Origin of the sequence: Oceanivirga miroungae (assembly GCF_902505095.1) — a bacterium.
Lineage (GTDB): Bacteria > Fusobacteriota > Fusobacteriia > Fusobacteriales > Leptotrichiaceae > Oceanivirga > Oceanivirga miroungae.
In genome coordinates this window covers 789,454-810,315 of sequence record NZ_CABWIB010000001.1, presented here as the reverse complement: position 1 = coordinate 810,315, position 20,862 = coordinate 789,454, and the positions used below count along the sequence as shown (strand labels likewise).

The 20,862-nt window shown below is 26.9% G+C and carries 20 protein-coding genes; 12 read left to right on the top strand and 8 right to left on the bottom strand.

Annotated elements, in window-relative coordinates; translation table 11 throughout:
- Positions 1-2: 2 nt before the first annotated feature.
- From purC to OMES3154_RS03970, 12 genes are all read left to right on the top strand, one after another.
- Complete coding sequence (gene purC / locus OMES3154_RS04025; protein WP_156683510.1) at positions 3-713, top strand: phosphoribosylaminoimidazolesuccinocarboxamide synthase; 711 nt, start codon at positions 3-5, stop codon at positions 711-713.
- The gene (gene purF / locus OMES3154_RS04020) at positions 713-2,185 is read left to right on the top strand and encodes an amidophosphoribosyltransferase (protein ID WP_156683509.1); all 1,473 of its coding nucleotides are present in this window, start codon (positions 713-715) and stop codon (positions 2,183-2,185) included. The genes purC and purF overlap by 1 nt, the downstream gene beginning before the upstream one ends.
- Positions 2,182-3,183 (top strand): phosphoribosylformylglycinamidine cyclo-ligase, encoded by a 1,002-nt coding sequence (gene purM, locus OMES3154_RS04015; protein ID WP_156683508.1) that lies wholly within the window; start codon positions 2,182-2,184, stop codon positions 3,181-3,183. The genes purF and purM overlap by 4 nt, the downstream gene beginning before the upstream one ends.
- Positions 3,171-3,713, top strand: a complete 543-nt coding sequence (purN, locus tag OMES3154_RS04010) for a phosphoribosylglycinamide formyltransferase (protein ID WP_156683507.1) — start codon at positions 3,171-3,173, stop codon at positions 3,711-3,713. The genes purM and purN overlap by 13 nt, the downstream gene beginning before the upstream one ends.
- Positions 3,710-5,221 carry a bifunctional phosphoribosylaminoimidazolecarboxamide formyltransferase/IMP cyclohydrolase gene (gene purH, locus OMES3154_RS04005; RefSeq protein ID WP_156683506.1) on the top strand — a complete coding sequence of 504 codons (1,512 nt, stop codon included), beginning with the start codon at positions 3,710-3,712 and terminating at the stop codon, positions 5,219-5,221. The genes purN and purH overlap by 4 nt, the downstream gene beginning before the upstream one ends.
- An 8-nt stretch (positions 5,222-5,229) precedes the next feature.
- Positions 5,230-6,495, top strand: a complete 1,266-nt coding sequence (gene purD, locus OMES3154_RS04000) for a phosphoribosylamine--glycine ligase (protein WP_156683505.1) — start codon at positions 5,230-5,232, stop codon at positions 6,493-6,495.
- A 128-nt stretch (positions 6,496-6,623) separates the two neighbouring features.
- Positions 6,624-7,562, top strand: coding sequence for an aspartate carbamoyltransferase (gene pyrB / locus OMES3154_RS03995; RefSeq protein ID WP_197271492.1), 939 nt, complete (start codon positions 6,624-6,626; stop codon positions 7,560-7,562).
- Positions 7,562-7,990: an aspartate carbamoyltransferase regulatory subunit gene (locus tag OMES3154_RS03990; protein ID WP_156683504.1), complete on the top strand. Its 429-nt coding sequence runs from the start codon at positions 7,562-7,564 to the stop codon at positions 7,988-7,990. The genes pyrB and OMES3154_RS03990 overlap by 1 nt, the downstream gene beginning before the upstream one ends.
- A complete protein-coding gene (locus OMES3154_RS03985; protein ID WP_197271491.1) occupies positions 7,990-9,177 on the top strand; it encodes a dihydroorotase in 1,188 nt (395 codons plus the stop codon). Before OMES3154_RS03990 ends, OMES3154_RS03985 begins: the two co-directional genes overlap by 1 nt.
- Positions 9,164-10,024 (top strand): orotidine-5'-phosphate decarboxylase, encoded by an 861-nt coding sequence (pyrF, locus tag OMES3154_RS03980; protein WP_156683502.1) that lies wholly within the window; start codon positions 9,164-9,166, stop codon positions 10,022-10,024. The genes OMES3154_RS03985 and pyrF overlap by 14 nt, the downstream gene beginning before the upstream one ends.
- The gene (gene pyrE / locus OMES3154_RS03975; RefSeq protein ID WP_156683501.1) at positions 10,017-10,595 is read left to right on the top strand and encodes an orotate phosphoribosyltransferase; all 579 of its coding nucleotides are present in this window, start codon (positions 10,017-10,019) and stop codon (positions 10,593-10,595) included. The genes pyrF and pyrE overlap by 8 nt, the downstream gene beginning before the upstream one ends.
- Complete coding sequence (locus tag OMES3154_RS03970; RefSeq protein ID WP_156683500.1) at positions 10,592-11,509, top strand: dihydroorotate oxidase; 918 nt, start codon at positions 10,592-10,594, stop codon at positions 11,507-11,509. The genes pyrE and OMES3154_RS03970 overlap by 4 nt, the downstream gene beginning before the upstream one ends.
- Positions 11,510-12,186: 677 nt before the next feature.
- Here the strand turns inward: OMES3154_RS03970 and OMES3154_RS03965 are convergent.
- The 8 genes from OMES3154_RS03965 to OMES3154_RS03930 form a co-directional block, all read right to left on the bottom strand.
- Positions 12,187-13,521 (bottom strand): bifunctional ADP-dependent NAD(P)H-hydrate dehydratase/NAD(P)H-hydrate epimerase, encoded by a 1,335-nt coding sequence (locus tag OMES3154_RS03965; RefSeq protein WP_156683499.1) that lies wholly within the window; start codon positions 13,519-13,521, stop codon positions 12,187-12,189.
- Complete coding sequence (gene galU / locus OMES3154_RS03960; protein ID WP_156683498.1) at positions 13,518-14,408, bottom strand: UTP--glucose-1-phosphate uridylyltransferase GalU; 891 nt, start codon at positions 14,406-14,408, stop codon at positions 13,518-13,520. The genes OMES3154_RS03965 and galU overlap by 4 nt, the downstream gene beginning before the upstream one ends.
- 101 nt (positions 14,409-14,509) lie before the next feature.
- Positions 14,510-15,370, bottom strand: a complete 861-nt coding sequence (gene truB / locus OMES3154_RS03955) for a tRNA pseudouridine(55) synthase TruB (RefSeq protein WP_156683497.1) — start codon at positions 15,368-15,370, stop codon at positions 14,510-14,512.
- Between the two features lie 4 nt (positions 15,371-15,374).
- Positions 15,375-16,649 carry a peptidase U32 family protein gene (locus OMES3154_RS03950; protein ID WP_231679263.1) on the bottom strand — a complete coding sequence of 425 codons (1,275 nt, stop codon included), beginning with the start codon at positions 16,647-16,649 and terminating at the stop codon, positions 15,375-15,377.
- A gap of 11 nt (positions 16,650-16,660) precedes the next feature.
- Positions 16,661-18,016, bottom strand: coding sequence for a replicative DNA helicase (gene dnaB, locus OMES3154_RS03945; protein ID WP_156683496.1), 1,356 nt, complete (start codon positions 18,014-18,016; stop codon positions 16,661-16,663).
- A gap of 1 nt (position 18,017) precedes the next feature.
- Positions 18,018-18,470 (bottom strand): 50S ribosomal protein L9, encoded by a 453-nt coding sequence (gene rplI, locus OMES3154_RS03940; protein ID WP_156683495.1) that lies wholly within the window; start codon positions 18,468-18,470, stop codon positions 18,018-18,020.
- A 19-nt stretch (positions 18,471-18,489) separates the two neighbouring features.
- The gene (dnaX, locus tag OMES3154_RS03935; RefSeq protein WP_156683494.1) at positions 18,490-19,860 is read right to left on the bottom strand and encodes a DNA polymerase III subunit gamma/tau; all 1,371 of its coding nucleotides are present in this window, start codon (positions 19,858-19,860) and stop codon (positions 18,490-18,492) included.
- A gap of 9 nt (positions 19,861-19,869) precedes the next feature.
- Positions 19,870-20,802: a CBASS cGAMP-activated phospholipase gene (locus OMES3154_RS03930; RefSeq protein WP_156683493.1), complete on the bottom strand. Its 933-nt coding sequence runs from the start codon at positions 20,800-20,802 to the stop codon at positions 19,870-19,872.
- Positions 20,803-20,862: the final 60 nt, after the last annotated feature.

The following is a 20,862-nucleotide window of genomic DNA, read 5'->3' as shown; positions in this document are numbered from 1 at the left end:
AAATGAAAATGGGAAAATTTATCTATGAAGGAAAAGCAAAACAACTTTATGAAACATCTGACAAAGATTTAGTGATAGTACACTATAAAGATGATGCAACTGCAGGAAATGGAGCTAAAAAAGGAACTATTTTAAATAAAGGTGTTCTAAACAATGAAATAACAACTATCATATTTAAAATGTTAGAAGAAAATAATATTAAAACGCATTTTGTAGAAAAATTAAACGATAGAGATCAATTATGTCAAAGAGTTAAAATTTTTCCATTGGAAGTTATAGTTAGAAATATAATAGCAGGATCAATGGCTAAAAGACTAGGAATAACTGAAGGAACAAAGATTAATAATACAATATTTGAGTTATGCTATAAAAATGATGAATATGGTGATCCATTAATAAATAACGATCATGCAGTTGCATTAAATTTAGCAAGCTATGAAGAACTTGATAAAATATATGAAGTTACCATGAAAATAAATGAATTATTAAAGAAAAAATTTGAAGAATTAGGAATAATATTAGTTGACTTTAAAATAGAATTTGGTAAAAACTCTAAAGGAGAAATATTATTAGCTGATGAAATAACACCAGATACTTGTAGATTTTGGGATATGAAAACAATGAAAAAATTAGATAAGGATAGATTTAGATTTGATTTAGGAGATGTAGAAGATGCATATCTTGAAATATTTAGAAGATTAGGAGCAAAATAATGCGTAGCATAAATGAAGAATGTGGCGTATTTGGAGTATTCAATGCAAAAGATGCTGCCAAGATAACATATTTTGGACTTCATAGCCTTCAACATAGAGGACAAGAAGGAACTGGAATTTTAACAACTGATGGAAATAATTTATATAACAAACGTGGACTTGGTTTAATTTCAAAAGTTTTCTCTGATGAAAAGGATTTTGAAAAACTAGTTGGAAATAGTTCTATAGGACATGTTAGATATGCAACATCAGGAAGTAATTCAATTAGAAATATACAACCTTTTAAATATGATTTTTATGATTATTCAATTGGAATTTGTCATAATGGTAATATTATAAACGCCAAGTCAATAAGAGAAGACTTAGAAAAAAAAGGAGCTATATTTCATTCATCATCAGACACAGAAGTTTTAATACACTTAATAAGAAGAAGTGAAAAACAAGGTTTAGTAGAACAAATAAAAGATGCTCTAAACAATATAAAAGGAGGTTTTACTTACCTATTATTAACTAAGGATACACTTTATGGTGCAGTTGATGAAAATTCACTAAGACCTTTAGCAGTTGGAAGACTTAAAAATGGATCATATATATTAGCTAGTGAAACTTGTGCTATTGATGTAGTTGGAGCGGAGTTTTTATGTAATATATATGGTGGCGAGTTAGCAATAATAGATAAAAATGGGCTTAGAATTGAAAAGTACACTGAAAATAGAAATATCACGATAGCAGCTATGGAATATATATATTTTGCAAGACCAGATTCTGATATTGCAGAAGTAAATGTACATAGAGCTAGAAAAAAAGCTGGTATGATATTAGCTAAAGAAAAACCGGTAGATGCAGATATAGTAATAGGAGTACCAAACTCAAGCTTATCTGCAGCTAGTGGATATGCAGAAGAAGCTAAGATTCCTTATGAGATGGGCTTAATAAAAAATCAGTATATTGCAAGAACCTTTATAGAGCCAACACAAGAGTTAAGAGAACAAGGTGTAAGGATGAAATTATCGGCTGTTAGGAGTATAGTTAAAAATAAAAAAGTTATTATGGTGGATGATTCAATAGTTAGAGGTACTACTTCAAAAAGAATTGTAAAAATGCTTTATGAAGCAGGAGCTAGCGAAGTTCATGTAAGAATCGCAAGCCCTGAATTAATATTTCCAAGCTTTTATGGAATAGATATTTCAAAAAGTGTAGAACTATTAGCTGCTAATATGAATAAAGAACAGATGTGTGAATATCTAGGAGCAACAAGTTTAGAGTTTTTAAGCATTGATGGTCTTATAGAATCAGTTAATCTAAAAGATGGTATGAGATTATGTTTAGATTCTTTTAATGCTGACTATGTAGCAGGATTGGGTGATTATGAAAAAGCATTTTTAGAACACATTACACCTATACAAAGAGAATATTTGAAAAATATAAATAGTCCTTATTATCATAAATTATTAAAAATGGAGGAAAAATGAGTATTACATATAAAAATGCAGGTGTAGATAAAAATGAAGGATATAAAGCAGTTGAGCTAATGAAAGAAAATGTAAAAAAAACTCATAATAAAAATGTTTTAGCAAACCTTGGTAGTTTTGGTGCTATGTACGAGTTAGGAAAGTATAAAAATCCGATATTGGTATCTGGAACTGATGGAGTTGGAACTAAATTAGAAATTGCGTTAAAACAAAAAAAATACGATACAGTAGGTATTGACTGTGTTGCAATGTGTGCTAATGATATTTTATGTCATGGTGCTAAACCTTTATTTTTTCTAGATTATCTAGCTTGTGGTAAGTTAGATAGTACTGTAGCTTCTGAAATTGTATCAGGAATTGCTAATGGGTGTATGGAAAGTGATCAAGCATTAGTAGGAGGAGAAACAGCTGAAATGCCTGGCTTTTATAAACTAGGTGATTATGATATAGCCGGCTTTTGCGTTGGAGTAGTTGAAAAAGATAAATTATTAGATGGATCTAAGGTAAATGAGGGTGATGTAATAATAGCTCTTAGTTCATCTGGAGTACATAGCAATGGATTTTCTTTAGTAAGAAAAGTTTTTACTGATTACAATGAAATAATAGATGGTAAAAAAATATCTGATACCTTATTAACACCAACTAGAATATATGTGAAGTCAATTTTATCCTTACTTGAAAAGTTTGAAGTAAAATCTATGGCACATATAACTGGTGGAGGATTAATTGAAAACTTGCCAAGAGCTATGAAAGAAGATTTAAGACCAGTTGTTTACAAAGATAAAATAAAAGTATTAGATATATTTAAATTAATACAAAAAAGAGCAGATATATCTGAAGATGAAATGTATGGGACATTTAATATGGGAGTAGGATTCTGTATAATAGTTGATAAAAATATTGAAAATGATGTCATATCTTATTTAAATTCATTAGGTGAGAATGCATACACGATAGGATATATAGAAAAAGGAGAACATAGCTTATGTCTAGTGTAGCGGTTTTTGTATCTGGTGGTGGCTCTAATATGTTATCTTTAATAGAGAATAATATAAATATTTCATTAGTTATAGCAGATAGAGAATGCCTAGCTTTAACTAGAGCTAAGGATCATAATATTAAAACATATAATGTGGGTAGAGTTAATACAAGTGAAAAAATATTAGAAATTTTAAAAGATGAAAAAATAGATTTAATTGTACTAGCAGGTTTTCTATCAATAATATCTAAAGAACTTACAGATAAATACAAAATAATAAATATACACCCATCATTACTTCCAAAATATGGTGGAGTTGGAATGTATGGTATGAATGTTCATAAGGCTGTATTTAAAAATAGTGAGAAAGTAAGTGGAGCTACTGTACATTATGTAAATGAACTTGTTGATAAAGGAGATATAATAAAGCAAGTAAGTATTGATATAACAAATTGCAAAGATGAGTTTGAAATTGCTAAAAAAGTATTAGAAATAGAACATAAATTATTACCAGAGGTAGTAAAAAGTATAATAAATAAAGGAGTATAATGAAAAGAGCATTAATTTCAGTATATGATAAGGAAAATATATTAGATTTTGCTAAGTTTTTAGTAGAAAATGGAGTAGAAATAATATCAACAGGTGGAACATATAAGTATTTAAAGGAAAATAATATAGATGTATTAGAAGTAAGCAGTGTAACTGGTGTTAATGAGATGTTAGATGGGCGTGTTAAAACATTACATCCTAATATTCATGGTGGAATATTAGCAATTAGATCTAATGAAAATCACATGAAAAGTTTAAAAGAAAATAACATAGATACTATTGATTATGTTATAGTTAATCTATATCCATTTTTTGAAAAAGTAAATGACAATATATCATTTGAAGAAAAAGTTGAATTTATAGACATTGGTGGGCCTACAATGTTAAGAAGTGCTGCAAAATCATTTGAAGATGTTGTTGTAATAAGTGATAAAAAAGACTATGAATTAGTTAAAAATGAGCTAATAAATGATAAAGTTGTTTCATATAATACTCGTAAGTATTTAGCATCAAAGGTATTTAATCTAACTTCTAGTTATGATGCAGCAATAGCTAATTTTTTATCAGATGATATTGAAAAAGAATATCTAAGTGTATCATATAAAAAGGAAATGAATTTAAGATATGGTGAGAATTCACATCAAAAAGCAGTCTTTTATACAGATACAGTAAATAAATCAGCAATGAATAATATAGAAAAATTAAATGGTAAGGAGTTATCGTTTAATAATATAAGAGATATGGATTTAGCGTGGAAATTAGCTTGTGAATTTGAAAAACCAGCTTGTGTTGCAACAAAACACTCAACACCGTGTGGTGTAGCAGTATCTTTTGATGTATACAGTGCATATATTAAAGCATATACTAGTGATCCAGTTTCAATATTTGGGGGAGTAATTGCATTTAATAAGACTGTTGATGAAAAAACTGCAAGTGAATTAGTTAAAATATTTTTAGAAATAGTAATAGCTCCTGATTTTACAGAAAAAGCACTAGAAGTATTAAAGACTAAGAAAAATTTAAGAGTAATAAAATGCAGTGTTAAAGCAAGCGATAAATATGAATATATTAAAGTTGATGGTGGGATATTAGTACAAGAAGCAGATAATACAATATATGATGAACTAGAGTTTGTAACAGATAAAAAGCCAAGTGAAAAAGAATTAGATGACTTAGAATTTGCAATGAAGGTTTGTAAATATGTTAAATCAAATGCAATAGTTATTGCAAAAGATAATGTAACCTTAGGAATTGGCGGGGGAGAAGTAAGTAGAATTTGGGCTAGTGAAAATGCAGTAGAAAGAGCTAAAAAATTTAATTTAGACAATTTAGTACTAGCGTCAGATGCATTTTTCCCATTTTCAGATGTTGTTGAATATGTAGCTAAAAATAAAGTAGTTAGTATAATACAACCAGGTGGCTCAATTAAAGACCAAGACTCAATTGATAAATGTAATGAACTAGGAATTTCAATGGTATTTAGCAAGATTAGACACTTTAAACACTAGGAGGAAATATGAAAATAATGGTAGTTGGAAGTGGTGCTAGAGAACATGCAATAGCTTCTAAATTATTGGAAGATAAAAGAGTAGAAAAAGTATATATAGCAAGTGGAAATGCAGTAGATAGACTAGATTCTAGAATAGAAAATATAAATGCTTATGAAATAGAAGAATTAATTAAAGCCTCTAAAGAAAATAAAGTTGATTTAACTATAGTAGGTAGTGAAGAACTTTTAGTTTCAGGAATTGTAGATAGTTTTAAAAAAGAAAATTTAAATATATTTGGTCCAGATAAAAAAGCAGCTATGTTAGAAGGAAGTAAAGCATTTTCAAAGGAATTTATGAATAAATACGGCGTTAAGACCGCTCGGTCTAAAAGTTTTGATGACATAAATGAAGCGATAAAATACGTAGAAAATATGCCCCACCCATTAGTTATAAAAGCAAGTGGATTAGCACTGGGTAAAGGAGTTGTAATATCAGAGAATATTAAAATGTCTAAAGATACTATAATAGATATGATGGAAAACAAAAAATTTGGTGAAGCTGGAACACGTATAGTAATAGAAGAGTTTTTAGAAGGAGTTGAAGTATCAGTGCTTTCTATAACTGATTCTAATACTATTTTACCCTTTATATCTGCAAAAGACCATAAAAAAGTATTTGAAGGTGAAAAAGGACCTAATACAGGAGGAATGGGTGTTATTGCTCCTAACCCATATTTTACAAAAGATTATCAAAATATGTTTATAACTGATATTTTAAATCCAACATTAAAAGGTATAAAAAAAGAAAATATGGATTTTTCGGGTATAATATTCTTTGGATTGATGCTAACTAAAAATGGGGCCTATTTATTAGAGTATAATATGAGATTAGGTGATCCTGAAACTCAGGCAGTATTACCTTTAATGAAGTCGAATTTACTGGATTTAATAATATCTGCTAATGATAAAAAACTAGGTGAATTTAATTTAGAGTGGTCTAATAAATCATCATGCTGCATTGTATTAGCAAGTGGAGGTTATCCTAATAAATACGAGAAAAATTATGAAATTAGTGGGATAGAGAATTTTATTGTAGATGAAAATAATAAAGTATATCTAGCAGGTGTTAAGTATGAAAATGACAAATTTTTAACTAATGGTGGTAGAGTTTTAAATGTGGTAGCTATTAGAGATAATTTAGAAGCTGCCAAACATGATGCATATAAATTGGTTGATAAAATTAATTTTAAAGATAAACATTTTAGAAAAGATATTGGAAATTATAAGGGTTAGCAATAACCCTTTTATATTTGTAAAAGTATTTTTACTCAAAATAAAAAAATATTAAAATTTCCAAAAAAAGTATTTACATTTATAAAAAGTTTGTGTATAATTACAAAGAACAAATTAAGGAGGTAATTATGTTAAGTAGTAAGTTTTTGAAGAAAAGGAAATCTTTAGTAAGTAGTGATGACTTTAATGTTGATAATTTATACGAGATATTAAATCTTGCAAGTGATATATATAGGGAACCTAAGAAGTATTCTAATTTATGTAATGGATATGTATTAGCTTCCCTTTTTTTTGAACCCTCGACTAGAACAAGACTAAGTTTTGAATCAGCCATGTTAAGGCTAGGTGGATCTGTTGTAAGTATACCTGAGCCTAATGTTAGTTCAGTTACTAAAGGAGAGTCATTAAAAGATACAATAAAAACTGTTTCACAATATTCTGATATTATTGTTATGAGACATAGCCAAGAAGGTAGTGCAGAACTTGCAGCTATAAATTCAGATGTTCCTTTTATAAACGCAGGAGATGGAGGACATCAACATCCAACTCAAACCTTAACAGATTTACTTACAATTAAACAGTGTTTAAATAGATTAGATAATTTAGTGATCTCTGTATGTGGAGATTTAAAATTTGGTCGAACAGTACATTCTTTAGTAAAAACACTTTCAAAATTTCCAAATAACAAATTCATTTTCATTTCACCAGAAGAACTAGAAATCCCAGAATATATTAAAAATGATTTAATTAAAAAAAATATAGAATTTAAAGAAGTTAGAACGATTGAAGAAGTAATAGATAAAGTAGATATACTATACATGACAAGAATCCAAAGAGAAAGATTTTTTAATGAAGCAGAGTATATGAGATTAAAAGATTCTTTTGTTTTAGATAACAAGAAAATGAGTTTAGCTAAAGAAGATATGATAGTATTACATCCACTACCTAGAGTAAATGAGATTGCAGAAGAAGTTGATGATGATAATAGAGCAAAATATTTTAAACAAGTTAAATATGGAATGATAGTTAGAATGGCATTAATTCTTAAATTTTTGGAGGTTATGTAATGTTAAATGTAAATAGTATAAAAAAAGGAATTGTAATAGATCATATAAAAGCAGGTTATGCTTATGAAATATTTAAATTATTAGAGCTAGACAAAACAAACTATAAAGTAGCATTAATTATGAATGTTGATTCTAAAAAAAATGGTGTTAAAGATATGATTAAAATAGATAATGTTATAGATATAAATCATGATATATTAGGTTTAATAGATGCTAATTTAACGGTAAATATTATTGAAAATGAAAAAATAATATCTAAATCTAAAATAAAGTTACCAGAAGTTGTTTATGGCTTTATAAAATGTAAAAATCCAAGATGCGTTACAATGCATGAAAAAGTAGTTACAAGATTTATACTAGAAGATGAAAAAAACTGCATATATAGATGTCATTTCTGTGATCATTATAGAAAAATGGGTGTAAAATAATGAAACTAATGAAAAATTGCACCTTAGTTGATAAAGATACATTGAAAAAATTAGAAGTATTAATATCTGATGAAGGGTATATTTTAAAAGTAGATGAAAAAATAGAAAATAATTCATATGAAGTTATTGATTGTAAAAATAAGTATTTAATGCCTGCATTAACAGACTTACATGTTCATTTTAGAGATCCAGGGTACACATATAAAGAGGATTTAGTAAGTGGAAGCAGAGCTGCTATTTCTGGAGGATATACAACTGTAAATATGATGGCTAATACAAATCCTATTGTAGACAATAAGTCTATATACGATGAAATTTTAAATAGAGCAAAAAAAATAACTTACTTAGATATGTACCAAGCACTGTCTGTGACAGAAAACTTTGATGATGAAAAACTATCTGATTTTAGTATTGAATCATGTAGAATATATAGTAATGATGGCGTTTCTATAGAAAATGACTATACTATGTATGAAGCTATAAAAGAAGCTAAAAAGTATAATAAATATATATTTTCGCATTTAGGAAATGTTAGATTATCTAAGTTGGATTATAGATTAGCAGAAGATATAATGGCTATAAGAGATATAAATCTGTGTGAAAACTTAGCTTATGGGGTTCATTTTTCTCACATTAGTACAAAAAAGACGATGGAAAATATAATAAGGGCAAAAGATAGTAATATATCAATTAGCTGTGGGGTAACACCACATCATATTAGCTTATATGACAATGACTATAAAGTAAATCCTCCAATAAAAAGGAAAGAGGATGTAGACTATATAATAGAAGCTATAAAAAAAGATTATGTTGATATAATAGAAACAGACCATGCACCACACAGTATAGAAGATAAGAAAAATGGAGCAGTTGGTTTAATAAATCTTGAAACTGCTTTTATGGTATGTTATACGAGTTTAGTAAAAAATAATGGTTTAGATATTAGAAAGTTATCAAAACTTATGAGCTATAATCCAAATAAAATACTAGGAATAGAAAAGAAAAAAGGACTAATAAAAAAAGGATATGAAGCAGATTTAATATTAGTTGACTTAGATGAAAAAGTAGTAGTTGATACTAAAAATATGAAATCTAAAAGTAAAAATACCCCGTTTGAAAATATGAGTTTTTATGGAAAAATTTTATTTACTATGAAAAAAGGAGAAATTGTATATGATAATAGATAGGCTTTTAAAAGAGGTAGGAAATAAAAGTTTTGTATGCGTAGGACTTGATTCAGATCTTATACATATACCAGAAAGTATTAAAAGTAAATATGAAAGTGTAGAAGATATAATATTTAATTTCAATAAGAGAATAATTGATTGTAGTAGTGATTTAGTGGCTATATATAAACTTCAAATAGCCTATTATGAAAAGTATGGCATAAGTGGTCTTATGGCGTATAAAAGGACATTAAAATACTTAAAAGATAAGAACTTAATAAGTATAGCAGATATTAAAAGATCGGATATACAAAGTACAGCTAAGGCATATGCAAAAGCACATTTTGAAGGTGATTTTGAAGCCGACTTTATAACACTAAATCCATATATGGGAATAGATACCATTTTACCATATTTAGAATATACAAAAAAAGATAAGGGAGTATTTGTACTATTATTAACATCTAATGAAGGAGCAAAGGATATTGAATGCTTGAATTCAGAAGGTAAAGAAATTTTTTATCATGTAGGTGATAAGTTAGATAAAATCGCAAAAGAATTTAAAGGAGAATCAAAGTATAGTAATATTGGCTTTGTAGTAGGTGCAACAAATGACAAAGAAGCAATGAAAATTAGAAATAGATACGAAAATATATTTTTCTTATTACCAGGCTATGGCAGTCAAAATGCTAACTCAAATACAGTAAAAACATATTTGAAAGATGATTATACAGGAGGTATTGTAAATTCATCAAGAAAAATTATAACAAACTATAAAAACTATGAAGATGGAGATATAAATTTTGAAAAATATACAAGAGAGGCTGTTATAGATATGATAGCAGATATTAGGGGGATAAATGAGTAATGATGAAAAAATAGTATTAGATATTTTAAAAGAGTCAAATGCAATATTAGAAGGGCATTTTCTATTATCAAGTAAAAGACATAGCAATAGATACATACAATGTGCTAAGCTTACAACAGATCCTAATAAAACTAAAATAGTTGCAGACATATTAGCTAAAAAGCTAAAGGATTTAAAAATAGATAAACTAGTAGGTCCAGCTATGGGCGGAATTATAATCAGTTATGAATTGGCAAGAAGCTTAAATGTGAAGGCAATGTTTACTGAAAGAGTAGATAACAAAATGACTTTAAGAAGAGGATTTAGTGTAGAAAAAGGTGAAAAAATTTTAATTGTGGAAGATGTTGTAACAACTGCAAAATCATCACTTGAAACTATAAGTGTTTTAGAAAATTTAGGTGCAGATATAGTAGGTATTGCAAGCATAATAGATAGAAGAACAGAAATAAAAAATATAGGCTATAACATCTATTCAGCCTTAAAATTAAATGTAGAAAATTATGATGAGTTAGATTGTGAGTTATGTAAAAATAAAGTAGAAATATATAAACCAGGAAGTAGGAAAATATGAATTTAAAAGTTAAAATAAAAGATTTTGAGTTTGAAAATCCGCTTATGAATGCAGCAGGTGTTAATTGCTATACTATAGACGAGCTAGAGGAAATTAGAAATTCAAAAGCAGCAAGTTTCGTTACAAAAACATGTACATTAAATACTAGACAAGGTAACTTAGAACCAAGATATTATGAAAATGAACTAGGATCAATCAATTCAATGGGTTTACCAAATTTAGGGATTGATTACTATTTAAACTACTTAGAAAGTTTAGATGGAACATATTTTTTATCAGTTACTGAAATGAATACTGAAAATATACATAAAATTTTAGAAAAAATAAATGAATCAAGCTTTAATGGCTTAGTTGAACTTAATTTATCGTGTCCTAATATAGAGGGTAAACCACAAATTGCATATGATTTTAAAACAACTGATAAACTATTAGCGGATATATTTAAATATTTTAAAAAAGATTTAGGAGTTAAATTGCCGCCATATTTTGATTTAGCGCATTTTGATATAATGGCTAATATATTGAATAAATACCCTATAAGATTTGTAAATTCAATAAATAGTATTGGGAATGCAATAATAATTGACGAAAATGACACAGTAGTTATTAAACCTAAAAATGGATTTGGTGGACTAGGTGGAGAGTATATTAAACCAACAGCTTTGGCTAATGTAAATGCGTTTTATAGAAGATTAAATAAAGACATTAAGATAATAGGAACAGGTGGAGTAAATACAGGACGAGATGTTTATGAACACATATTATGTGGGGCATATATGGTACAAATAGGAACAAGATTACAAAAAGAAAAAAGCAAAGTATTTGAAAGAATATTAAATGAGTTGAAAGAAATTATGAAAGAAAAAAACTATAATAGTCTAGATGAGTTTAGAGGTAAGTTAAAAACTCTATAATTATCGGACGTAACAAATAGAGCTAAGGCTCTATTTTTTTTAAGGCGAATTAGAGGGTGTAAAGGTATAAATTGTAGAGGAATATATAAAAAGAAGCTTAAAATTGATTTAAATGAGTCAAATATCAAATTAAATGCGTTTTAAGAGCAATTAGAGAGTATAGAGGTATAAAATATCATATATAAACAATAAAAGAGCTTAAAATTGATTTAAATAGACGCTATAAAAAACAAGAATAAGAATTTGTATAAAAGATAGAAGAATCTATGTAATGGTTCTTATTTTTAATTTTATCATAAGATACATTATCGGACATTTATATGAGGCTGATACAAATGTGGAAAACTAAAATGTTGTTGTGGATAACTTTCATCTTTTGTGTATCTATCTCTTTTTATATGAACTGGGTGTCAATTTAAGGTTCTCTATTTTTTTAATTTATCTTTTGTTCTGTGTTATAAGTTGTCGTGATTTTAGGTTTTAAATCTAAGCGTCCTATTTTAGTGTGTTTCAAAAATAAAACAAATAAATTCAATGTACATTGTAAATGGAATTAGCTTTATTGTTCTTGTGTGTTATCTTGTTATTTTGTTGTTTAAAAAATAAAACAACTATTATCAATGTACATTTTGTTTGGATAAGGTTATTTAATATAATAAAAAAGACCATTTCTGGTCTTATAAATTATCTATTATCATACTTGCACTTATTGATTCGTGTTTTTCACTAAGTTCTTTTCCTACTTTTGCTTGCTTATATGTAGCTATTATACTTGCGTTAAGTGAGCTATAGCCTTGAGCTTTGTATGAGCTTATCATACCTAATAATGTATCTCCCATACCTGCTTTTGCCATTTTACTGTTGCCTAAATTGACTACATAGAAATTATTTCCATCATATATTATATTATTCTTTCCCTTTAATACTACTACCCCTTTAAAATGCGTTTTAAAGCGTTTTAGAGCTTCAAAAGGATTACTTACTAGGCTATCTAACGAATCGCCCGTTAAACGGCAAAATTCGACGTAATGAGGGGTTAATATAGTATTTTCATTTAATAATGGAATATATTCTTTATGTTTAGATAAAACAGTTATCATATCCGCATCTATTATTAGATCTTTTTCTAGATTCTTCTCTATAAATTCGATGTTTTCATCTTCTAATCCTATATTTGGACCAATTGCGATTACTTTTTCTTCTATTTCATAGTTAATTTCTTTATTCAAAGCTTCATTATTAATTATAAGATTTTTATCTAATGTTACTGCGTCCGATAATAATGTTGTGTATCCTGCCCCACATCTTATACTAGCTCTTGTTGCTAATAAGGCTGCTCCTTTTTTAGCTACTATAGTGTTTCTTCCAAAGTCTTTTTTACTTGCAAAGATACTTATCTTTTTAGTTATGCTTTTAATAAAATCTTCGTCTACTATATACTTATTAGATGCTTTTTTGTAGTATTTCTTATTAACTCCTATATTTAAAACTCTATTTTTCACATCCATATATAGCATATTTTCTTTATAACTAGATAACATTAAAACTTCATCTACGTTGTCTAGACCTTCTGTAATTAGATCTATAGATATTAGCTTGGCTTTATGTCTATTATTATTAATATCCTCTATTATTTCTTTATATGGGCTTTTAATTTCATCATTAATCCCAGTTCCGAATAAAGCGTCTATTATTATGTCTGTATATTCTACTTTTTCAATAAACTCTATATTTAAGTTTTTACAGATATCATAATGTATTGTCTTATTATATGGACAAATAAGCTTAACTTCTTTATTTTTCATATTAAGTAGTCTAGCCAAGGCTAATCCATCTGCTCCATTATTTCCAGGACCACAAGCTATAATAAATGATTCATATTTATCTAAATCTAAACTATTTAATATTGCATTGGCTGCATTTTCAATTAAAATTATTTCTGCTATCTTATACTCATTAATCAATATATTATCTATATTTTTTGATTCTTCATTATTTGTAATATTTATCATAGTTTTTTTCCTAGTTCTTTTAAGTATTCTCTTATATCGTCTTTTAACTCTTCATTTCTAAGTCCAAATTCAACTGTTGCTTTAAATAGACCTAATTTATCGCCAGTATCATATCTAATTGCATCAAATTCATAGGCATATAAAGAGTTATTGTGTTTTAACATATCAAGTATTGCATCTGTTAATTGTATTTCATTTGATTTACCAGGTTTAGTATTTTTAAGATATTTGAATATTTTAGGGTCTAAAACATATCTTCCTAATGCTGCATATTCACTTGGTGCTTCATTTATATCTGGTTTTTCAATAAAATTTTTAACAGAGAAGGTATTTTTATCTACATGATCTTCGATTTCTATTATTCCATATTTATTTACATCTTTTTTAGGAACTTTTTGAACGCCTAAAATAGAGCATTCTTTTCCTAATTCATTGTACTTTTCTATTAACTGTAGTGAAACTGGCTTTTTATCGGCTGTATACATTATATCATCACCTAATAAGACTAAAAATGGCTCATCAGCTACAAAAGCTTCAGCTTTTAATACAGCATGTCCTAATCCTAAAGGGAGTTTTTGTCTAACATAATATATATTTGCCATATTTGAAATTTTATCAATTTCTTCTAACATTTCAAATTTACCTTTTTTTTCTAATTGCATCTCTAATTCATAAGATACATCAAAGTGATTTTCTATACTCACCTTATTTCTTCCTGTTATAATAAGGATTTCAGTTATACCTGATGATACAAGCTCTTCTATTAGATACTGCATAGCAGGTTTATCTAATATTGGTAGCATTTCTTTTGCTTGTGCCTTCGTGGCTGGTAAAACTCTAGTACCTAATCCAGCAGCTGGGATAATAGCCTTTCTAATCTTTTTCATAATACATACCTTTCTTTATTAGTTATATTTAAGTCAATATATTATAACACTAAATTACAAAAAAAGCCCAATAAACTTTTTTTTGTCTATTTGGCTTTATTTTATTCATGAATTCCTCCAAAAAACTTGTTTCTTTTCAATTCTATTGTTCCATTATTTAAACTTATTACATCTGCAATACCTAAGTATTTATTTTCATAAAATATATGAAACTTTTCATTTTCTTTAATATTTTCTTTTTTAATAAATATACTTAGTCCATTTTTTAATCTTTCACATTGTACTAAATCTAGATTTAGTCTTTTATAATCAAGTGCATCATATACATCAATTATTTCAATATCTTTTGGATTTTTAAACTTATCTATTGAAAGTCTTTCAAGATATGTCATTGTAGCAACTGTATCTAATTTATACGCTATATCTCTAACAAGAGATCTTATGTATGTACCACTTGAAACATTTACAATAAAACTTATTTTATTTTCATTAATTTGGATATCACTATAATCATAAATTTTAACTAATCTTTTAGGAATATCAATTTGTATATTTTTTCTAGCTAAGTTATATAGCTTATTTCCATTTATTTTTATTGCTGAGTACATAGGTGGTATTTGTTCTATTTCACCTTTAAAAAACTTATTTAAAATATCTTTTAATTCATCTAAATTAGGAACTTGGTACTCCTTTTTTAATATAATTTGACCATCTAAATCAAGAGTATCTGTTTCATACCCTAGTTCTAATTCTACCTTATAGATTTTATCTTTTTTCATAAGAAGGTCCGATAATTTTGTAGCTTTATCTGACATCGCAATCATAAGTCCAGTTGCTCTGGGATCTAGTGTTCCAGCATGCCCAATTTTTTTAAATCCATATTCCTTTTGTACCTTTTTTATAGCCTTATGCGATGATATATTCATTTCTTTATTTATAAGTATTATCTTACTATTTTCCATATTCTTATTCTCTATTTATACTGTAATCTATATCAGGTTCTTCTTCACCTAATGGTAATTTCTTTCTTAATAGATCATATTTTTCTAACTTATATGGACATTTAATAATAGCTATTGTATTTGGATTAACCTCTTTTTTATACTCCTCATCTTTAGTATCTAAAAATTCATATACTTTAAATGAAATCGGGTCTAATTTAGGTTGTAATATTTCAAACTCTACATATTCAGAATCTATTATTACTTTGTTTCTTAAATATACTTTATATAAATTATCTCCTAAATCCTCTAATACATTAGCTACTAATTGATAAGTTTGACTATATGATAAGTTAGTATCATAATTTTGGTCTAAATCACTTGTCTTACCAAAGAAAAATCCTTTTGAATATAGTCTGTGACTTATAGTTTGAAGTTCGTACATCCAATCAGGATTATATTTGTAGTTACCACTTAAATATGAGTCTATTGCTTGTCTATATTGTTTTGTTACAGTTGAGTTATAGTAAATAGACTTCATTCTACCTTCTATTTTAAGAGAATCTACTCCTGCTTCTATAATTTCATTTATAAACTCTATTGTACATAAATCTTTTGCATTAAAAATATACGTTCCTTCAGAATCTTCTATAATATCATGAGCTCCTGTTCCTTCGTGATCTTGCGCAACTACTTTATAATTCCATCTACAATCTTGTGCGCAAACCCCTCTATTTGCATCTCTATTTGTCATGTAATTACTTAATAAGCATCTACCTGAGTATGCCATACACATAGCTCCATGAATAAAGACTTCTATTTCAATATCAGGTACTTTTTCCTTAATTTCTTTAATTTCATTTAATGACATTTCTCTTGCTAATATTACTCTAGTAGCACCTAAATCACGCCATGCTTTAACTGCTGCCCAGTTTATAGTATTAGCTTGCGTACTAACATGAATTTCTAAATTTGGTGCATGCTCTTTAACTAATTGAAATACTCCTAAATCAGATACTATTACAGCATCTACATTAATTTCATCTAAATATTTTATAAATCTTGGCATATAGTTAATATCTTTATTATGTGCAAAAATATTTAATGTCACATATATTTTTTTCCCCTTGCTGTGTGCATATTCAACTGCTTCTTTTAATTCCTTATCTCTAAAATTTGCAGACATTCCTCTTAAATTAAAAGCTCCTCCACCTATATAACATGCATCAGCTCCAAAGTGTATTGCTTCTTTTAATTTTTCCATATTTCCTGCTGGTGATAATAATTCTACTTTATTCAATATTCCTCCTCTTAGAACTTCTTGTGCACATTTATAAATCTTTGATATTTAAAATCAATTCCTAAGTGTATTACGGCTGTTTCTCCATTTCTGTGCTTTCCTATTATTAGTTCTGCTATTTCTGTTTCTTTATTTTGTACTTGTTCATTTTCTACTTTATTTTCACTTTTACTTGCAATTTGCTTATAATACTCTTCTCTGAATAAAAACATAACCTGGTCTGCATCTTGTTCTATTGCTCCAGATTCACGTAAGTCAGATAATAAAGGTCTTTTATCTGATCTTGATTCTACTGAACGTGACAATTGAGATAATGCAAGTATTGGTATATCTAATTCTCTAGCTAAATTTTTTAATGATCTTGATATTTCAGATACTTCTTGCTCACGACTCTTATTTTTTGAAGAAGAGTTGATTAGTTGTAAATAATCTATTACTATAAAATCTAAATCATTTTGTGTTTTAAATCTTCTAGCTATATTTTTTATTTCTAGTATAGAAACCCCTGCTTTTTCAGAAATAAATAAATTATAGTTCTTCATTTCTTCGTGCTTATCAGTAATTCTTTTTATATCAAAATCTGTTAAATGTTTATTTTTTAATTTATACATCTCTACATCAGATATATTTGATAAAATTCTTTTAAATAGTTGGTCAACTCCCATTTCTAGTGAGAATATTAGAACACTTTTACCTTGTTTAGCTAAATTTGTAGCAATATTTAATGCAAATGCTGTTTTTCCCATAGCGGGTCTTGCTGCTAATATTAATAATTCAGACTTATTAAGTCCACCAGTTACTCTGTCGTATTCTTTAAAATCTGTTGGTATACCCTTACCAGATGATTCTCCTGATTTTGATAATAATAATAGATTTTGTACTTGTTTTTTAGCAACATCTGATATTCTAGTAACTCCTATACTATTTTCGTCTTTATCAATATCCATTATTCTTTTTTGAGATAAATCTATTAAGTCTTTATAGTTATACTTTTCTGGTGTTTTTATTTCATTTAATAACTCAATACATGCAGATTCAATCTTTTTTTGTATTGAATATGTTTTTAGTATTTCTATATATTGTGTAAGTGAAACAGTTATAGGAGCATTTGATGTTAATTCAAATAACTTTTCTCTTCCTCCAAAACTATCAAATATACCCATTTTTTTCATTTGATTCTCTATTAATAAGATATCAAAAACTCCATTAGTATTAGATAAATCTAATAATATGCTATAAAGTTTTGAATACATTAGTGTCGAAAAATCATCTGGTCTTAATATATCGTTTGCTTCTAACATCATATCAGGATGTTCAATTAGCATCCCAATTATTGCTTCTTCTACTTCAATTCTACTATTTTCCATTTTATAGTCCTTTTACATCAATTATTAAATTTGCTTCTACCTCTTTATGTAATTTTATAACTAAATTATGTGTTCCTAAATCCTTAATTCTTGCATCAGAAGTTAATAATTTTTTATCTAATTTAATATTTAATTGTTTTTTAATAGCCTCTATAATTTCTTTTGGTCCAATTGATCCAAATACTTTTCCATTATCTCCTGCTTTAACCTCTAATACTATTTTTTTATTATTTATTTCTTCTTTTAATTTATTAGAAGCTTCTAATTCTTTTCTGCTATCATTAACTTTTTTATCGTTTTTTTGTCTTAATTTATTCAAGTTTTCATTTGTAGCAGCTACTGCTTTTTTTTGAGGGAATAAAAAGTTATTTGCATAACCATCTTTTACCATTACTATTTCATCTTTTTTCCCAATTCCTTTTACATTTTCTAATAAAATTACGCTTACTTTCATATTAATCATCCTTTCACATTTACATTCTTACTGCTTCAAATATCTTAATAATATTTTCAACCTCTTTTTTCTTTTGTATACCTTGGCTATCTATATTTACTAGCTTATATCTTAGCTTAGCATACTTAAATATACCCTCTTCTATTTGTCTTAAAATCATATCATTTTCAATTAGTAGCCTAATATCTTTTCTTTCATTTTTTTGTTTTATTATTATACTAAAATCATCTATTTTATATACTTCAAAATTATTAAGTAGATTATAAAAAACCATAGAGTTATTATTTTCTAAGTATTTTAAAAAGTCAACATAACTAAATTCAACGTTTTCTACACTAACTTTTTGTTCAACTTTTCTTATACTAGGTTCTGTATTTTCAAATAGATTATATAAAATTAAATATGCTAATATTCTTAAATCCTCTTCATTTTTAAATTTAGCCAAAATATCATATATTTTTCCTATTGTTAAAATTACATAATCAAGATTTTCATTAGAATATCTTAAATAGTCGCAAAATTCTTTTAAAAATACATCTATTTGTATCCCATTTTTATATATTTTTGATATATACTCAATTAATTTCTTTTTATCTTTTTCTTTTAATATATCATTAAATTCACTAAAATATTCTTCTGAAATTAAACCAAGTGCTTTTCTTGTCATTTTAACATCGATTTGTTGAGTTTTAATTTCTGCATCTGTAAAAGAACTAATTAACTGTTCTAATAAAGATAGCGAGTCTCTAGCACTCCCTCCTGATTTTTTATATACAATTTCTAGTGCTTCATCTGATATATTAACATCTTCTTTTTTTGATAAACTTGATAACATAGAAATTATTTCAAATTCACTTAGTGTTTTAAAATTAAATGTTACACATCTTGAAATTATTGTATCCGGCAATTTATGTATCTCAGTTGTTGCTAGTACAAACATTGAGTGTTCAGGTGGTTCTTCTAAAGTTTTTAATAGTGAATTGAAAGCTTCATTAGTTAACATATGAACTTCATCTATGATATATACTTTTTTTCTTGAACTTACTGGTTGATAGTTTATATTCTCTTTAAGTATTCTAATTTCATCAATACCCCTATTTGAAGCTGCATCTATTTCAATAACATCTAGACAACTTCCATTTTTTATGTTAACACAATTTTGACAGGTATCACATGGATTCGCACTTATTCCATTTACCATACAGTTAACACCTTTTGCAATTAATCTTGCAATTGTAGTTTTTCCAGTACCACGTGGTCCATTAAATAAATATGCATGTGCTAATTTATTTTCATTTAGTGCGTTTATTATCGATTTTTTTATATTTTCTTGACCGTAAACTTCATTAAAATTAAGTGGCCTATATTTTCTATATAAAGTAATGCTCATATATAACTCCTATATTCTAAATATGTATTTAGCTACTCTTTGAACTAAATTATATTTTTTCTTTTCATTTTTTTCTAAGTTAATAAATTTTTTTATATCTTCATAATAGTTCATAAAAATTTCTTCACTATTTTCCAGAACATAAGTTGGAATTTTTTCTATATCTACCTTATTTTTTAACTTATAGTTTATTCTTAAATATCTATCATCTAAAATCTTTTTCGCACTTAATTCATCTGATACATTATTTGATTCTATGATTATATCCATTATATCATTAGCCCAAGCAAGAAGTCCCCAGTTTTTTTGATTACTAAAATTAATTATTTCTTCATTTTTACCTGTAGCTATAGATAAGATTTTAATGTTATCTAGACTTTGCTTAAATGAATCTTTTGAAATTGCTTCTGCTATTGCTACAACAGATGGATTATTTGCCCATATAGCTCCATCAGCATATAGTTTATCTCCCACTTGATGCGGATCAAAATAAATTGGTGCTGAAGCTGATGAAATTACAGCGTCTACTAGGCATATATTATTATCCTTATCCCATGATTTAAATACTATAGGTTCTTTTTTTTCTATATCTGTCGTTTGAAGCATTATATTAGTTTTAAGATCAGAAAAATTTAAATCTTTTAATATTTTCTTTAATTCTTCTTCAAAAGATTCTGTTATATAAGTACTTTTTAACTTTAAAAAATTATTAGATCTTTTTTTGAATATCTCTTTATTTTTTGTTAAATACATTTCTGATAAATCATTTAAACTAATATCTGCTGAAATTGCAGCTGAAATTAAAGCACCTGTACTTGTACCAACAATTAAGTCAAAGTAGTCATTTAGTTTAATATTAAATTCTTCTTCAATTCTTTTTAATATATATACACTAAAATATCCCTTAGCTCCACCACCGTCTAAACAAAGTATTTTAAACATGTATTCTCCTATCTAATAATTTATTTTTTCTTTTTTTACTAATATAATTATACCAAAAAA

Coding starts and splice junctions, on each gene's coding strand:
- purC (WP_156683510.1), top strand. CDS start 3: ATGAAAATGGGAAAATTTATCTATGAAGGAAAAGCAAAACAACTTTAT.
- purF (WP_156683509.1), top strand. CDS start 713: ATGCGTAGCATAAATGAAGAATGTGGCGTATTTGGAGTATTCAATGCA.
- purM (WP_156683508.1), top strand. CDS start 2,182: ATGAGTATTACATATAAAAATGCAGGTGTAGATAAAAATGAAGGATAT.
- purN (WP_156683507.1), top strand. CDS start 3,171: ATGTCTAGTGTAGCGGTTTTTGTATCTGGTGGTGGCTCTAATATGTTA.
- purD (WP_156683505.1), top strand. CDS start 5,230: ATGAAAATAATGGTAGTTGGAAGTGGTGCTAGAGAACATGCAATAGCT.
- pyrB (WP_197271492.1), top strand. CDS start 6,624: ATGTTAAGTAGTAAGTTTTTGAAGAAAAGGAAATCTTTAGTAAGTAGT.
- OMES3154_RS03990 (WP_156683504.1), top strand. CDS start 7,562: ATGTTAAATGTAAATAGTATAAAAAAAGGAATTGTAATAGATCATATA.
- OMES3154_RS03985 (WP_197271491.1), top strand. CDS start 7,990: ATGAAACTAATGAAAAATTGCACCTTAGTTGATAAAGATACATTGAAA.
- pyrF (WP_156683502.1), top strand. CDS start 9,164: ATGATAATAGATAGGCTTTTAAAAGAGGTAGGAAATAAAAGTTTTGTA.
- pyrE (WP_156683501.1), top strand. CDS start 10,017: ATGAGTAATGATGAAAAAATAGTATTAGATATTTTAAAAGAGTCAAAT.
- OMES3154_RS03970 (WP_156683500.1), top strand. CDS start 10,592: ATGAATTTAAAAGTTAAAATAAAAGATTTTGAGTTTGAAAATCCGCTT.
- OMES3154_RS03965 (WP_156683499.1), bottom strand. CDS start 13,521: ATGATAAATATTACAAATAATGAAGAATCAAAAAATATAGATAATATA.
- galU (WP_156683498.1), bottom strand. CDS start 14,408: ATGAAAAAGATTAGAAAGGCTATTATCCCAGCTGCTGGATTAGGTACT.
- truB (WP_156683497.1), bottom strand. CDS start 15,370: ATGGAAAATAGTAAGATAATACTTATAAATAAAGAAATGAATATATCA.
- dnaB (WP_156683496.1), bottom strand. CDS start 18,016: ATGGAAAATAGTAGAATTGAAGTAGAAGAAGCAATAATTGGGATGCTA.
- rplI (WP_156683495.1), bottom strand. CDS start 18,470: ATGAAAGTAAGCGTAATTTTATTAGAAAATGTAAAAGGAATTGGGAAA.
- dnaX (WP_156683494.1), bottom strand. CDS start 19,860: ATGAGCATTACTTTATATAGAAAATATAGGCCACTTAATTTTAATGAA.
- OMES3154_RS03930 (WP_156683493.1), bottom strand. CDS start 20,802: ATGTTTAAAATACTTTGTTTAGACGGTGGTGGAGCTAAGGGATATTTT.